Origin of the sequence: Agrococcus sp. ProA11, assembly GCF_039880525.1 — a bacterium.
Classification (GTDB): Bacteria; Actinomycetota; Actinomycetes; order Actinomycetales; family Microbacteriaceae; genus Agrococcus; species Agrococcus chionoecetis.
Genome location: NZ_CP156989.1, coordinates 169,778 through 182,841 on the forward strand (window position 1 = coordinate 169,778; position 13,064 = coordinate 182,841).

Below are 13,064 nucleotides of genomic sequence, written 5' to 3' on the forward strand. Positions count from 1 at the left end.
AACCTGCAGGACGCTGATCCCAGCCGCACGGACTAGCGTGTGCGCATGGCAAGCAACGGCGGACACGGCTCCGCGGCATCCAAGGCGAAGTCGTCGGCTGATGACGCGACCGACAAGGCGCAGTCCGCGGCGGCGAGCGCCGAGAACCACCCCGCGGCCGATTGGGTGACGGCCGCCGGCCAGATCGCCAACGGCTTGGTGCACTTCATCATCGGTGCGATCGCGCTCGGCATCGCCTTCGGCGACGGTGGCTCGGCCGACCAGCAGGGCGCGATGCGCGCAATCGAGCAGACGCCGCTCGGGGGCGTGGCGATCTGGGCGGTCGCGATCGCGATGCTCGCGCTCGCGCTGCACGCGTTCGTGTCCGCGGTCGCCGATTCGCGGCGCGATCGGACGGATGCGCTGAAGAGCGCGGGCCGCGGCATCGCCTACGCGGCAGTCGGCGTGACCGCCCTCACGGCAGCGCTCGGCAGTTCAGGCAGCGGTGATTCCGATGCGAAGTCGCTCTCGGCGGCGCTCATGGAGCAGCCGTTCGGGCTGTTCCTGGTCGGTGCGGTGGGCGTCGCCACCGCCGCGGTCGGCGTGTACTTCGTGATCAAGGGCGTGCAGAAGAAGTTCCTCGAGGACGTCGCGCCGCCCGCCCGCTTCCGCCACGCCGTCGAGCTGCTCGGCATGGTCGGCTATCCGGCGAAGGGGGTCGCGATCTTCATCGTCGGCGCCCTGTTCGTGATCGCCGCGTTCACGCACGACGCCGACCAGGCGGCCGGGCTCGACGGCGCGCTGCAGTCGCTCACGACGGTGCCGGGAGGTGTGTTCGCGCTGATCGCGGTCGCGCTCGGCCTGATGATCTACGGCGTGTACTGCTTGGCGCGCGGTCTCTGGAATCGCTGACGCCCACCGCAAGAGCGGTGGCGCTCAGGCGCGGCGACCGCGTCCGGGGTGCGGCAGGATCGGGTTGCGCAGCCGTGCAAGCTGGAGGGCGAGCTGCGCGGGAGTCAGCTTGGAGCGCTGCTGGCCCGGCAGGTCGCGCAGCGTCGGCTCGGGGTTCTGCTCGACGCTCTGCTCGGGGTTCTGCTCGGGGACGTCTGCCACGAGCTGGTCATGCGTCGCGGCGTCCTCAGGCGTCTCCGGCACATGCGGGTGGTGCTCCACATGGGCGGAGGCGCGCAGCCGCTCGTCGAGCGCCGTGAGGTCGGCGCCGGTGGACTGCAGATCGCGCCCCATGGTGCGCAGCACGCGCACGACCGTGTCGTAGTCCTCGTCGGAGACCGATGCCTCGACGCGGCGAGCCACCTCGTCGGCGCCGATCGACCTGCGGGAGCGCTCGACGGCGGCAGCGGCGAGCTCGACCCAGTCCTCGAGTCGGCGATTGCGATTGCGATCCATCATGCACCTCCTATGCAGACCATCGTCCTCTGTTCCGCTATGAACTGCGCTAGCCGATCGGCCAGCCGTGGGATTCGCCTGCCGGGCGAGTCCGCCGACGGCAGGTGACGGGCGATACGCTCGCACTCGTGCTGCTCAGCGATCGCGACATCCGTGCCCGGCTCGACTCCGGCTCCCTCGGCCTCGACCCGCTCGAGCTGTCGATGCTCCAGCCCTCCAGCGTCGACGTGCGCCTTGACCGCGGGTTCCGGCTGTTCGACAACCACAAGTACCCGTTCATCGACCCGGCGGAGGATCAGCCCGAGCTGACGCGGCTGGTCGAGGTCGCGAACGATGAGGCGTTCATCCTGCACCCCGGGGAGTTCGTGCTCGGCGCGACGTACGAGCGGATCTCGCTGCCCGACGACGTCGCCGCGCGGCTGGAGGGCAAGTCGTCGCTGGGGCGCCTCGGCCTCCTCACGCACTCGACGGCCGGCTTCATCGATCCGGGCTTCTCGGGTCACGTCACGCTCGAGCTCTCGAACGTCTCGACGCTGCCGATCAAGCTGTGGCCGGGCATGAAGATCGGGCAGGTCTGCTACTTCCAGCTGTCGAGCCCCTCAGAGCACCCGTATGGCCAGGGTCCGAATCTCAACCGCTACCAGGGCCAGCGCGGGCCGACGGCGTCGCGCTCGTTCCAGAACTTCCACCGCACGGCCATTCCTGCCGCCGACATCCCCGCCGCCGAGAGCGAGTAATGGCGGGCCCGCTGCGCGTCGAGCCCGATGTGTCGAGCGCGCGCTGGGTGCAGGAGGCGCTGCACGAGGACGGCACGGTCGCCACGCTCGTGCCGCCGATCTTCGATGCCTACGCACGCATCCTGCACCCCGCCACGCTCGAGACGCCGACGGGCGAGGTGAACGAGTGGAGCGTGCCGGAGTACGCCGGGCGTGCGATCTCGTGGGCCGACGCCGCCGAGCTCATCGACGACCGGTCGGGAGGACAGCGGTGGACCGCCTGGCAGCAGCGCTTCGGCGACGACCAGCACGCGCTGCGCGACGGCCGACGTGTGCTGGCGCCGCACCTCGGCGACATCCCGATCGGGCTGCTCGCTGAGCTTGCCGCAGTGCTGCGCGACGAGCACGGCGACGTCGAGGTGCTCGCGGGCGTCTGGGAGGGGAGCGGCCTCGACCCGACCGGCTCCAGCCTCTTCTTCATGGTGAGCGACGACGAGCAGATGACGGCGGCCGAGCGGCAGGAGCTGGAGCGCACGGCGCAGCGGCGGCATCGCGAGGAGCTCATCAGCGCGGTCGACCCGGAGGTCGCCGCCGCGATGCGACGACAGCAGGTGCTGGGGCTGCCGCGACCGCAGCAGGCTCGCGGACACGTGCTGCTCCGCGCGCAGCTCGAGGTGTTCTGCAACCCTGCGTGGGAGCGCGAAGCGGGCCTGGGCTGGCGCGCGGACTGGCCGTATCAGGGCCGCACGCCCAACGCGCTCTGGCCCGTCGAGCCCGCCGGAGCCCCCGCCTGGTTCGTCGCCACCGACATGGATCTCGACATCACGCACGTCGGCGGCAGCGGCCACCTGATCGGGCGCCTATTGGGTCATCCCGGCATCGAGGCCGAGCGCGTGCGCCCCACCGATCCGATCGTCTGACGCGCGCCGCGCCCCTGCGCCCACCCCTCGCCCGGCCCCGCTCCTTCCCTTGCCCGGCCCCGCCTCCTCCCTCGCCCGGCCTCGCCCCATCCCTCGCCCGGCCCCGCCCCATCCCTCGCCGTCGTCACCCGGCGACTGCGCCGCTTCCGGTACCGAAGTGCCGCCTCTTGCGTTCCGGCGCGACGATTCCGTACCGCAACCTCGCCCGGTACCGCAGATCCGGTACCGAACGGTCGCGATCGGTCGCCGTAGCCGACAGTTCGGTACCGCAAGTGCCGCGGGCGGCGCGGGGAGCGCGTCAGCGGATGTCGACGCTCGAGACGGTGGCCGACGCCGCATCCCAGCGGCGCAGCGCGACGCCGTGCGCTTCGATCTCCGGCCCGAGCAGCCGGAGCGCGGCCGGCAGGTCGACGAGGCGGATGCGCCGGGCGAGCGTCACGTGCGGCGTCCAGCGTCCCGGCGCGAAGAACTGGCCGTCGTTCCCGTTCCCGCTTGCGTGGCCGTGCCCGAGCCCGTGCTCGTGCGCGCTCCAATCCCCACGCGCAAGCCCGGGCCCGTCGTCAGGGCCGCCGCTGCCATCCCCATTTCCAGCCGCGGTGAGCACCGCGCGCTGGAGACCGAGCAGACCCGACGATGGCACGACCGAGCGCGCGAGCACCCGTCGATCGCCCTCGCCGAACAGCAGCGGAGCGCCGAGCACGATCGGCAGCGGCAGGCTGACCCCTCCGACGCGGAGCGGATGCGGCACCGGCAGCGACCGCGCGAGCAACGTCACGTGCGGTCGATTGCTCGCCGCTTCGTGACCGGCCATGCTCGACATCCCGGCGGCTGCGAGCGCCTCCCACTCGGCGCGAATCCGCGCCTCGGCGTCGTCGTCGAGCAGCAGCTCGATGCTGGTGATGCCGCTCGTCTCGGGAGCCATGGCACCATGCTCGCGCATCGAGCCGGCGCCTTCGCCCTGCTCCGGTACGGAATTGCCGGCTGTGCCTGCCGGAGCCGACACTTCGGTACCGGACGGCCGCTCGCGCCTGCCGGAGCCGACACTTCGGTACCGGACGGCCGCCTGGGCCTGCCGGATCCGACACTCCGGTACCGAATGGCCGCCTGTGCGTGCCGGAGCCGACACGTTGGTACCGCTGAAGACGGCGTTCGCGCGCCGCTCACGCGGTCACGCCTCGCCGCGCGAGCGCCGAGCGCACTCGCCGCAGCAGACCGCGCGCGCCGTCGTACAGGTCAGCCTTCGTGACGCGGATGACGATCCAGCCGAGCGACTCGAGCAGCTCCTGCCGCCGGATGTCCCGCGCCCACTGCGCCGGGTCGAGCAGATGGTGCTCGCCCTCGTACTCGATCGCGATCATCCACTCGGGGTAGGCGAGGTCGATCACCGCTTGCAGGATGCCCTCGAGCCACACCTCGAACTGCACCACGGCCTCCGGCAGCCCTGCGGCAACGATCGCAAGCCGCGAGCGCGACTCCTGGGGCGAATCCGCTCCGGCGCGCACGCGATCGAGCGCGGCACGCAGCGCGGCTGCGCCACGCAGCCCACGGCAGTGCTCCGCGAACGCATGCAGCGCGGGGATGCTGGAGTACGGCCGCATCGGCAAGCGCAGGCCCCGGTAGATCTCCGACGGCGTGACGAGCGCATCCATGAGCACCACGAGGTCGTCGCTCGTCGTCTCGCGGGCGAGCAGCATCGCCGTGCCCAGCGGATCGAGGATCGGCAGGCCGTCGAGCTCGCACACCGCTAGCCGCTCGGTGTCGAACTCGCGCGTGACCACCCCGCGGGCGCGCGTTCTCGTCGTCCCGGCGGGGATGCCGATGACCAGCGGCTCGGCGGGCCGCCATCGGGTGGTCTCCGGCAGCCCCCACAGCCGCGCAGCGGTCACGCCTGCGAACACGTGGCCGGGACGCATCCGCTGTCGGTAGGCCTCGGCGAGCTCGTGGACGCCGGCAGCGGGCGACGCAGCTCGCACGCCGTGGAACGGCGCGGTGAGGTCGGTGCCGCGGAGGCGTCGGGGCGTCACGCCCGCCTCGCGAGCGCGCACGACCGAGAAGGGGCCGCTCGCGAGCGGTTCGGGCAGCGGAGCGTGGCGGACCATGTCGCGCAGTGTGCGGCGCTGGCAGCGGCGCGCGTCGCGCGATCGCCGCGCCCTGTGGAGAGAGGCGCCCCGCCGAGCCTCGCGTCGCCCCTCGGAGCCTTGCCTCGCCGCGCGCGCCGGCTCGCGCGATTGCGGTACCAAAGTGTCGCGCGCGGGATGCGGACGCGACGATTCGGTACCGGTGCGGCGCCAGGCCCGCGGAGTCGCCCCCGGCGCGCGGCGGGGCGGTACCAAAGTGTCGCGCGCGGGATGCGGACGCGACGATTCGGTACCGGTACGGCGCCAGGCCCGCGGAGTCGCCCGCGGCCCGCGGCGGTTGCGGTACCGAAGTGTCGCGTCAGGGACGGGGAGGCGACGCTTCGGTACCGGTGCGGTCGTCGCTGATCACCGTCGGCTTCGGGTGCACGGGCAGCACGAGCGCGAGGCCCGCGAGCAGCACGAGCACGATGCCGAGGATGCCGAAGCGGGTGTCGCCGGTCACCGAGACGAAGATGCCGAACAGCGTCGGCGCCAGGAACGACACCGCGCGCCCGGTCGTCGCGTAGAGGCCGAACATCTCGCCCTCGCGGCCCTCCGGCGTGATGCGCGCCATGAACGAGCGCGACGCCGACTGCACCGGCCCGACGAACGTCGACAGGGCGAGGCCGAACACCCAGAACATCGACTTGCCCTCGACGAACAGCACCGCGAGGCCCGACAGCGACAGCACGATGAGCGAGACGATGATGACGATCTTCGGCCCGAAGCGGTCATCCGCCCAGCCGCCGATGAAGGTGCCAGCGCCCGCGGTCACGTTCGCGGCGATGGCGAAGAGGATGACCTCGGTCGCGGTGAAGCCGAACACCGACGAGGCGATGATGGCGCCGAAGGTGAACACGCCAGAGAGCCCATCCCGGAAGATGGCGGATGCCGCGAGGAACAGCAGTGTCTTCGGCGCCGTGCGGCCGATGCGGGCGATGGTGCGGAAGAGGATGCGGTACGACTCGGCCAGGCCGATGCGCGGCGGCACCGCGCCGGTCGGCGGCAGCTCGGGCACCTTGAGCAGCAGCGGCAGCGCGAAGATCAGGAACCACGCGGCGGAAGCCAGCACCGCCAGGCGCACGTCGAGCGCACCGCCAGCCAGCCCGTTCGGCACCGCGAGCACCCCGCCCGCGTCGGGGGAGGCGATGGGGAAGATGAACAGCACGAGCAGCAGCCCCAGCAGCACGATGCCACCCACGTAGCCCATGCCCCAGCCGTAGCCGGAGGTGCGGCCGAGCGATGCCTTCGTGGAGACCTGGTGCAGCATCGCGTTGTAGTTGACGGAGGCGAACTCGAAGAAGAGGTTGCCGGCGGCCAGCAGCGCCGCGCCCAGCCAGAGGTACTCGGGTACCGGCGTGACGAAGAACATGCCGACCATCGCGACGATCGTCAGCCCCGTGTTCACCGCGACCCACAGCTTGCGGCGACCGCCGCCATCCGACCGCTGGCCGATGATGGGCGCGAGCAGCGCGACGAGCAGCCCCGCGATCGCGACCGCCCACGCGACCACCGAGGCGTTGCCGGCGAGTGCACGCGTGAGGCCGTCGCCGCCGGCATCCACGATCTCGGCGTCGACGAAGAGGTCGGATGCGATGTACCGGCTGAACACGAAGGTCGTCACGACGGCGTTGAACGAGGCCGAGCCCCAATCCCACATCGCCCAGGCGGTGGCGCGGCGCCGCAGCTCGCGCTGCGTGACGGGCTCGACGCCGATCTGCGACGGCTGCACGAGGCCGTCGGGCGCGCCGACTGCGGGCGATGGGGTGCCGTCGGCGGCAGGCGGCTGCTGAGGGACGCTCATGGCTTGAGCGTAGGGGGCGTGAGTGAAATCCGGGCGCAACGCGAGCGAACGGCAAGCGTCGGCGGCACGCTGCGGTGCGAGAATGCCCCCGTGGAGATCACACAGACAATGCTCCCCGGGGTCGGGATGCGCTACGACATGACGACGGTCAAGGGCGTGCCGCTCTCGCTCGTCGTGCACAGGGACGGCCACGCCGACGTGTTCGTGCTCGGCGCCGAGGATCCGGACGAGGTGCGCTTCTCGCTGTCGCTCAACGAGCGCGAGGTGGATGCGCTGGCAGAGCTGCTGGGCGCCGCGCGGATCGCCGAGGGCATGCTCGACGTGACCCGCGAGATCCCCGGCCTGGACTCGGCGCGGCTGGCCATCGAGCCCGGCTCGCCGTTCGACGGCGAGACGCTCAGCAGCACCAAGGCGCGCACGCTCACGGGCTGCTCGATCGTCGCGATCGTGCGCGGCGACGACGTGATCGCCGCACCCGGCCCGGATCAGCCGCTCGCGGCGGGCGACGTGCTCGTGGTCACGGGATCGGCGACCGGCATCGATCAGCTGCGAGCAAGACTGCAGTCGGCCTAGCTCATGCACGACGTCGCCCCTCTCCTGCTCGAGCTGGGGGCCGTCGTGCTCGGGGTGTCGCTGCTGGGGCTGATCGCGCACCGCTTCGGCATCTCGCCCGTGCCGCTGATGCTGCTCGCCGGCGTCGGCCTGGGCGCTGGCGGTTTCATCGACGTCTCGCATGCGGAGCCCTTCATCGGTCCCGCTGCCGAGATTGGCGTGCTGCTGCTGCTGCTGATGCTGGGCTTGGAGTTCACCTCCGAAGAGCTCATGCACTCGCTCAAGCGCCACAGCGCCTCGGGACTGCTCGACATGGTGCTCAACGCCGGCACCGGCTACCTGATGGGCGTGCTGCTCGGCCTGCCGCTGCCCGCGTGCCTGGCGCTCGCGGGCATCACCTGGGTCTCGTCGTCGGGCATCGTGTCGCGGCTGCTGAGCGACCTGGGCCGCATCGGCAACCGCGAGACGCCCGCCGTGCTGTCGATCCTCGTGATCGAAGACATCGCGATGGCGATCTTCCTGCCCGTGCTCATCGCCGTGCTGACCGGAGCAGCGTGGTGGCAGGCGCTCGCTGCGGTCGCGCTCGCGCTCGGCGCCGTGCTGTCGATCCTGATCGCCTCGCGGAGGGCCTCTGCGCGGCTGGGGCGCCTGCTGAGCCACCCGAGCGACGAGCAGGTGCTGCTGCGTCTGCTCGGCATCATGCTGCTCGTCGCGGGGCTCACGCAGCTGCTCGGCGCATCGGCGGCGGTCGGCGCGTTCCTCGTCGGCATCGCCGTGCCGCCGTCGCTCGCGGTGCGCGCGCGCGTCATCCTCAGTCCGCTGCGCGATCTGTTCGCCGCGATCTTCTTCTTCTCGTTCGGGCTGCCGATCGTGCCCATCGAGCTCGTGCCCGTGCTGCCGGCGGCCTTCATGCTGGCGGTGCTCACCACGGCGACGAAGCTCGCCACCGGCTGGATCGCGGCGCGTCGCGACGGCGTGCAGTGGCGCGGCCGGCTGCGTGCGGGCGCCGCGCTCGTGCCGCGCGGGGAGTTCTCGATCGTGATCGCCGCACTCGCGGTGGGCGCCGGGTACCCCGAGATCGGTGCGCTCGCCGCCTGCTACGTGCTCATCACCGCCATCGGTGGGCCGCTGCTCGCGCGCTTCATCGTGCCGTCGCTGCGCCGCGTCGGCACGTAGCGCGAGCCACGGCGCGCCCCCGCCGCCGGGGCTGAGGCCCATGGCAAACCCATGGCCGCCAAACTTGACACCACACGACTCAAGGTGGAAAACTTGAGCCATCGCGACTCAAGTCGGCGTCCGCTCGGGCGCTGGTCGCGACTGCGGTTCCGGGGGACGAGCCCACCGCCAGCGCATCCACTGGATGCGGTTGGGGGATGTCGGTGGTCTCCTCCGCCGGAATCAGGCAGAGACGCACACCACCATCACCGCAGCACCGCTGCGAACAGGAGGCAACACCATGGCACGAGCAGTCGGTATCGACCTCGGCACCACCAACTCCGTCGTCGCGTTCCTCGACGGCGGCGAGCCCACCGTCATCGCGAACGCGGAGGGCTTCCGCACGACCCCGTCGGTCGTCGCATTCGTCAAGGACGGCGAGACGCTCGTCGGCGAGCCGGCCAAGCGCCAGGCCGTCACGAACGTCGAGCGCACCATCTCGTCGGTGAAGCGCCACATGGGCACCGACTGGAAGCAGGAGGTCGACGGCAAGCAGCTCACGCCGCAGGAGATCTCGGCGCGCATCCTCGGCAAGCTGAAGCGGGATGCCGAGACCTACCTCGGCGAGCCCGTCACGGACGCGGTCATCACTGTGCCGGCCTACTTCAACGACGCCGAGCGCCAGGCCACGAAGGAGGCCGGCGAGATCTCCGGTCTCAACGTGCTCCGCATCATCAACGAGCCGACCGCGGCCGCACTCGCCTACGGCCTCGACAAGGGCAAGGAGGACGAGCTCATCCTCGTCTTCGACCTCGGTGGCGGCACGTTCGACGTCTCGCTGCTCGAGGTGGGCAAGGACGACGACTTCTCCACCATCCAGGTGCGCTCGACCGCCGGCGACAACCGCCTCGGCGGCGACGACTGGGACGACCGCATCGTCGAGTGGCTCAAGACCCGCTTCAAGGAGCAGTCGGGCGTCGACGTCTCGAACGACAAGATCGCGATGCGCCGCCTGAAGGAGGCAGCCGAGCAGGCCAAGAAGGAGCTCTCGGCCTCGTCGAGCACCAGCATCCAGCTGCCCTACTTCTCGCTCACCGAGAACGGCCCCGCCAACCTCGAGGAGACGCTCACGCGTGCCCAGTTCGAGAACATGACGAAGGACCTGCTGGAGCGCACCCGCAAGCCGTTCGAGGACGTCATCCGCGAGGCCGGCATCACGGTCGGCGAGATCGCGCACGTCGTGCTCGTCGGCGGTTCGACCCGCATGCCCTCGGTCACGAACCTCGTCAAGGAGCTCACCGGCGGCAAGGAGCCGAACAAGTCGGTGAACCCGGATGAGGTCGTCGCCGTCGGCGCCGCGCTGCAGGCCGGCGTGCTGAAGGGTGAGCGCAAGGACGTGCTGCTCATCGACGTCACCCCGCTGTCGCTCGGCATCGAGACCAAGGGCGGCATGATGACGAAGCTCATCGACCGCAACACGGCGATCCCCACGAAGCGCTCCGAGACCTTCACGACCGCGGAGGACAACCAGCCCTCGGTCGCCATCCAGGTCTTCCAGGGCGAGCGTGACTTCACGCGCGACAACAAGCCGCTCGGCACCTTCGAGCTCACCGGCATCGCGCCGGCACCGCGCGGCATCCCGCAGGTCGAGGTCACCTTCGACATCGACGCGAACGGCATCGTGCACGTGTCCGCGAAGGACAAGGGCACCGGCAAGGAGCAGTCGATGACGATCACCGGCGGCTCGAGCCTCTCCAAGGAGGACATCGACCGCATGGTGAAGGAGGCCGAGGAGAACGCGGCCGCCGACCACGCCCGCCGCGAGGCCGCAGAGATGCGCAACACCGGCGAGACCCTCGTGTACTCGGTCGAGAAGGTGCTGACCGAGAACGGCGAGCAGCTGCCGGAGGACGTCAAGTCCGAGGTGCAGGCCGACGTGGATGCGGTCAAGGCCGCGCTCGCCGGCGACGACGACGAGGCGGTGAAGTCGTCGGTCGAGCAGCTGCAGCAGTCGCAGTCGAAGCTCGGCGAGGCGATCTACCAGCAGGCCCAGGCCGAGCAGCCCGCCGAGGGCGGCGAGGAGCCGCAGGCCGACTCGAGCGCTGACGACGACGTCGTCGACGCCGAGGTCGTGGACGACGAGGATGAGAGCAAGTAGCGATGACGAATCACGAGGAGTTCGAGGAGCCGCGCGTCAATGACAAGCGTCGCATCGACCCCGTGACGGGTGAGCCCCGCGAGTCGGCTGAGGCCGGCTCCGGGGCCGCCCCGTCGGCGGGCGAGGCCGGCGGCGACGCCGCGGACCAGACGGCGGCGACGGATGCGCCGGCGCCCGCCACGGACGAGGGCGACGCCGCCAGCGGCGAGAGCCCGGAGGCCGGCGACGAGCTGAGCGCCGAGGATCGCGCCCTGCTCGAGGGCGAGGCCGCCGCGGTCGACGCCGAGCGCGCGGCGCTCGAGGCGAAGTCCGCAGCGCAGCTCGACGAGCTGCAGCGGCTGCGCGCCGAGTACGTCAACTACCGCAACCGCGTCGAGCGCGAGCGGGCGGGCGACCGCGAGGCGACCACCGCATCCGTCCTCACGTCGCTGCTGCCGGCGCTCGACGACCTCGACCTCGCCGACAAGCACGGCGATCTGGCCGAGGGACCGCTCGCGATCGTGGCGGAGAAGCTGCGCGGCTCCTTCGCCGCGCTCGGCGTCGAACGGCTCGGTGAGGTCGGTGAGGTCTTCGACATCGACAAGCACGAGGCTGTTGCACAGCTGCCGAACCCGGAGGTGACCGAGACGGTCGTCGCCGACGTGATCCAGTCCGGCTACCGCGTGGGCGAGCGAGTGCTGCGCGCCGCCAAGGTCGCGGTGTTCGCCCCGGCAGAGTGAGCCGGGCAGGATGTGGAGCGGCCGCACGAGACATGAGGAGGTGACGCATGGCGAGCAATGACTGGTTCGACAAGGACTTCTATGCAGTGCTGGGCGTCGCGAAGGATGTCTCGGCAGCCGATCTGAAGAAGCAGTACCGCAAGCTCGCGCGGCAGTTCCACCCGGACTCCAATCCGGGCGACGCGGCAGCCGAAGCGCGCTTCAAGGAGATCTCCGAGGCCCATGCGGTGCTCGCGGATCCCAAGCAGCGTCAGGAGTACGACGCGGTGCGCGCGATGGCTGGCGGCCGTCCGCGCTTCGCGCCCGGCGGCTCCGGCGGGTTCGAGGACGTCTTCGGCGGCTTCGGCGGCGGCCCGCGCGTGCAGTACTCGCAGGGCGACTTCGACGATCTGCTGGGCGGCATGTTCGGCGGCGGGGGCGCGGGCTTCGGTGGTGGCTTCGGCCAGCGCCGGCCGCCCAGGGGCCGCGACATCAGCGCGCGTGCGGCACTCGACTTCACCTCGGCGGTGCAGGGTGACACGCTCAAGCTCACGGTCGGCGGCAAGACGATGACCGTCAAGATCCCCGCGGGGGTGCACGACGGGCAGAAGATCAAGCTGGCCGGCAAGGGCGACGCGTCGCCCGCCGGCGGTGAGCCCGGCGACCTGATCCTCACGGTGCAGGTGCGGCCGCATCCGGTCTTCACGATGGATGGGCTCAACCTGCGCGTCGACGTGCCGGTCACGTTCGCGGAGGCCACGCTCGGCGCGACGATCGAGGTGCCGACGCTCGGCGGCAGCCCGGTGCGGCTCAAGGTCGCGCCCGGCACCCCGTCCGGCCGCGTGCTGCGCGTCAAGGGTCGCGGCGTCGCCGGCAAGAAGGGCACGGGCGATCTGCTCGCCACCATCCAGGTGGCGGTGCCGGGTCACCTCACCAAGGAGCAGGTCTCCCACCTCGAGGCGTTCGTGCAGGCCGGCCCTGCCGAGTCGCCGCGTGAGGATCTGCTCACCAAGGCGAAGGCCTCCTGATGCTGGGCGTGCCCGAGGGCCTCGACGAGTCGTCGCCGATCTTCTCGATCGCGGCGGCCGCCGAGCTCGCGGGCCTGCACGCCCAGACCCTCCGCCAGTACGACCGGCTCGGCCTCGTCGAGCCAGCCCGCACCGCGGGCAACACGCGCCGCTACTCGATGCGCGACGTCGGGCGGCTCAAGCAGGTGCAGCTGCTCTCGGGCGAGGGAGTCTCGCTCGAGGGCATCCGCCGCATCCTCGAGATGAGCGATGAGAATCGCGACCTGCGTGCGCGCGTGCGCGAGCTCGAGGCGGCGCTCGCGGATGCGGTGATGCAGCAGTCGGGCCGGCGCGTGTTCGCGGTCGGCCACACGGGCATCACCGCGCTGCGCGCCGGTGTGCGGCCGGCGAAGCCCGGGCAGATGGTGCTCTGGCGGCCGCACCGCCACTGACTGCCGCTGCGGACTGCCGCAGCGGGCTGCCAGACCGCGATGAGTGTTCGTCGCGCGTGGGCCACAGCGCTGCCGGCTTCCGCCGCGCGACGTCGCGGC

13 protein-coding genes are annotated in these 13,064 nt (G+C 71.4%); 9 read left to right on the forward strand and 4 right to left on the reverse strand.

Annotation, left to right across the window (positions count from 1 at the left end):
- Window positions 1-45 precede the first annotated feature (45 nt).
- Window positions 46-891 (forward strand): DUF1206 domain-containing protein, encoded by an 846-nt coding sequence (locus tag ABG090_RS00830; RefSeq protein ID WP_347755530.1) that lies wholly within the window; start codon window positions 46-48, stop codon window positions 889-891.
- Between the two features lie 24 nt (window positions 892-915).
- Here the strand turns inward: ABG090_RS00830 and ABG090_RS00835 are convergent, their stop codons facing one another.
- Entirely contained in the window at window positions 916-1,386 is a 471-nt protein-coding gene (locus ABG090_RS00835; RefSeq protein WP_347755531.1) for a hypothetical protein, read from the reverse strand.
- A gap of 128 nt (window positions 1,387-1,514) precedes the next feature.
- Between ABG090_RS00835 and dcd the strand changes: the two genes are divergently transcribed.
- Together dcd and ABG090_RS00845 are read left to right on the forward strand one after the other, a co-directional pair.
- The gene (gene dcd, locus ABG090_RS00840; RefSeq protein WP_347755533.1) at window positions 1,515-2,123 is read left to right on the forward strand and encodes a dCTP deaminase; all 609 of its coding nucleotides are present in this window, start codon (window positions 1,515-1,517) and stop codon (window positions 2,121-2,123) included.
- Window positions 2,123-3,022, forward strand: a complete 900-nt coding sequence (locus ABG090_RS00845; RefSeq protein WP_347755535.1) for a hypothetical protein — start codon at window positions 2,123-2,125, stop codon at window positions 3,020-3,022. Before dcd ends, ABG090_RS00845 begins: the two co-directional genes overlap by 1 nt.
- A 298-nt stretch (window positions 3,023-3,320) precedes the next feature.
- Here the strand turns inward: ABG090_RS00845 and ABG090_RS00850 are convergent, their stop codons facing one another.
- From ABG090_RS00850 to ABG090_RS00860, 3 genes are all read right to left on the reverse strand, one after another.
- Window positions 3,321-3,944, reverse strand: coding sequence for a hypothetical protein (locus ABG090_RS00850; protein ID WP_347755537.1), 624 nt, complete (start codon window positions 3,942-3,944; stop codon window positions 3,321-3,323).
- Between the two features lie 238 nt (window positions 3,945-4,182).
- Window positions 4,183-5,121: a hypothetical protein gene (locus ABG090_RS00855; protein ID WP_347755539.1), complete on the reverse strand. Its 939-nt coding sequence runs from the start codon at window positions 5,119-5,121 to the stop codon at window positions 4,183-4,185.
- A gap of 337 nt (window positions 5,122-5,458) precedes the next feature.
- Window positions 5,459-6,943, reverse strand: a complete 1,485-nt coding sequence (locus ABG090_RS00860; protein ID WP_347755541.1) for an MFS transporter — start codon at window positions 6,941-6,943, stop codon at window positions 5,459-5,461.
- Window positions 6,944-7,033: 90 nt separating this feature from the next.
- Here ABG090_RS00860 and ABG090_RS00865 point away from each other — a divergent pair, with 90 nt between their 5' ends.
- The 6 genes from ABG090_RS00865 (at window position 7,034) to ABG090_RS00890 (ending at window position 12,965) form a co-directional block, all read left to right on the forward strand.
- Window positions 7,034-7,516, forward strand: coding sequence for a cation:proton antiporter regulatory subunit (locus tag ABG090_RS00865; RefSeq protein ID WP_347755543.1), 483 nt, complete (start codon window positions 7,034-7,036; stop codon window positions 7,514-7,516).
- A 3-nt stretch (window positions 7,517-7,519) separates the two neighbouring features.
- Window positions 7,520-8,671 (forward strand): cation:proton antiporter, encoded by a 1,152-nt coding sequence (locus tag ABG090_RS00870; RefSeq protein WP_347755545.1) that lies wholly within the window; start codon window positions 7,520-7,522, stop codon window positions 8,669-8,671.
- A 280-nt stretch (window positions 8,672-8,951) separates the two neighbouring features.
- Window positions 8,952-10,808, forward strand: a complete 1,857-nt coding sequence (gene dnaK, locus ABG090_RS00875) for a molecular chaperone DnaK (RefSeq protein ID WP_347755547.1) — start codon at window positions 8,952-8,954, stop codon at window positions 10,806-10,808.
- 2 nt (window positions 10,809-10,810) lie between these two features.
- Complete coding sequence (grpE, locus tag ABG090_RS00880) at window positions 10,811-11,527, forward strand: nucleotide exchange factor GrpE (protein WP_347755549.1); 717 nt, start codon at window positions 10,811-10,813, stop codon at window positions 11,525-11,527.
- Window positions 11,528-11,574: 47 nt separating this feature from the next.
- On the forward strand, window positions 11,575-12,534 hold the full coding sequence (locus ABG090_RS00885; RefSeq protein WP_347755551.1) for a DnaJ C-terminal domain-containing protein: 960 nt from the start codon (window positions 11,575-11,577) through the stop codon (window positions 12,532-12,534).
- On the forward strand, window positions 12,534-12,965 hold the full coding sequence (locus ABG090_RS00890; protein ID WP_347755553.1) for a MerR family transcriptional regulator: 432 nt from the start codon (window positions 12,534-12,536) through the stop codon (window positions 12,963-12,965). Before ABG090_RS00885 ends, ABG090_RS00890 begins: the two co-directional genes overlap by 1 nt.
- Window positions 12,966-13,064 lie beyond the last annotated feature (99 nt).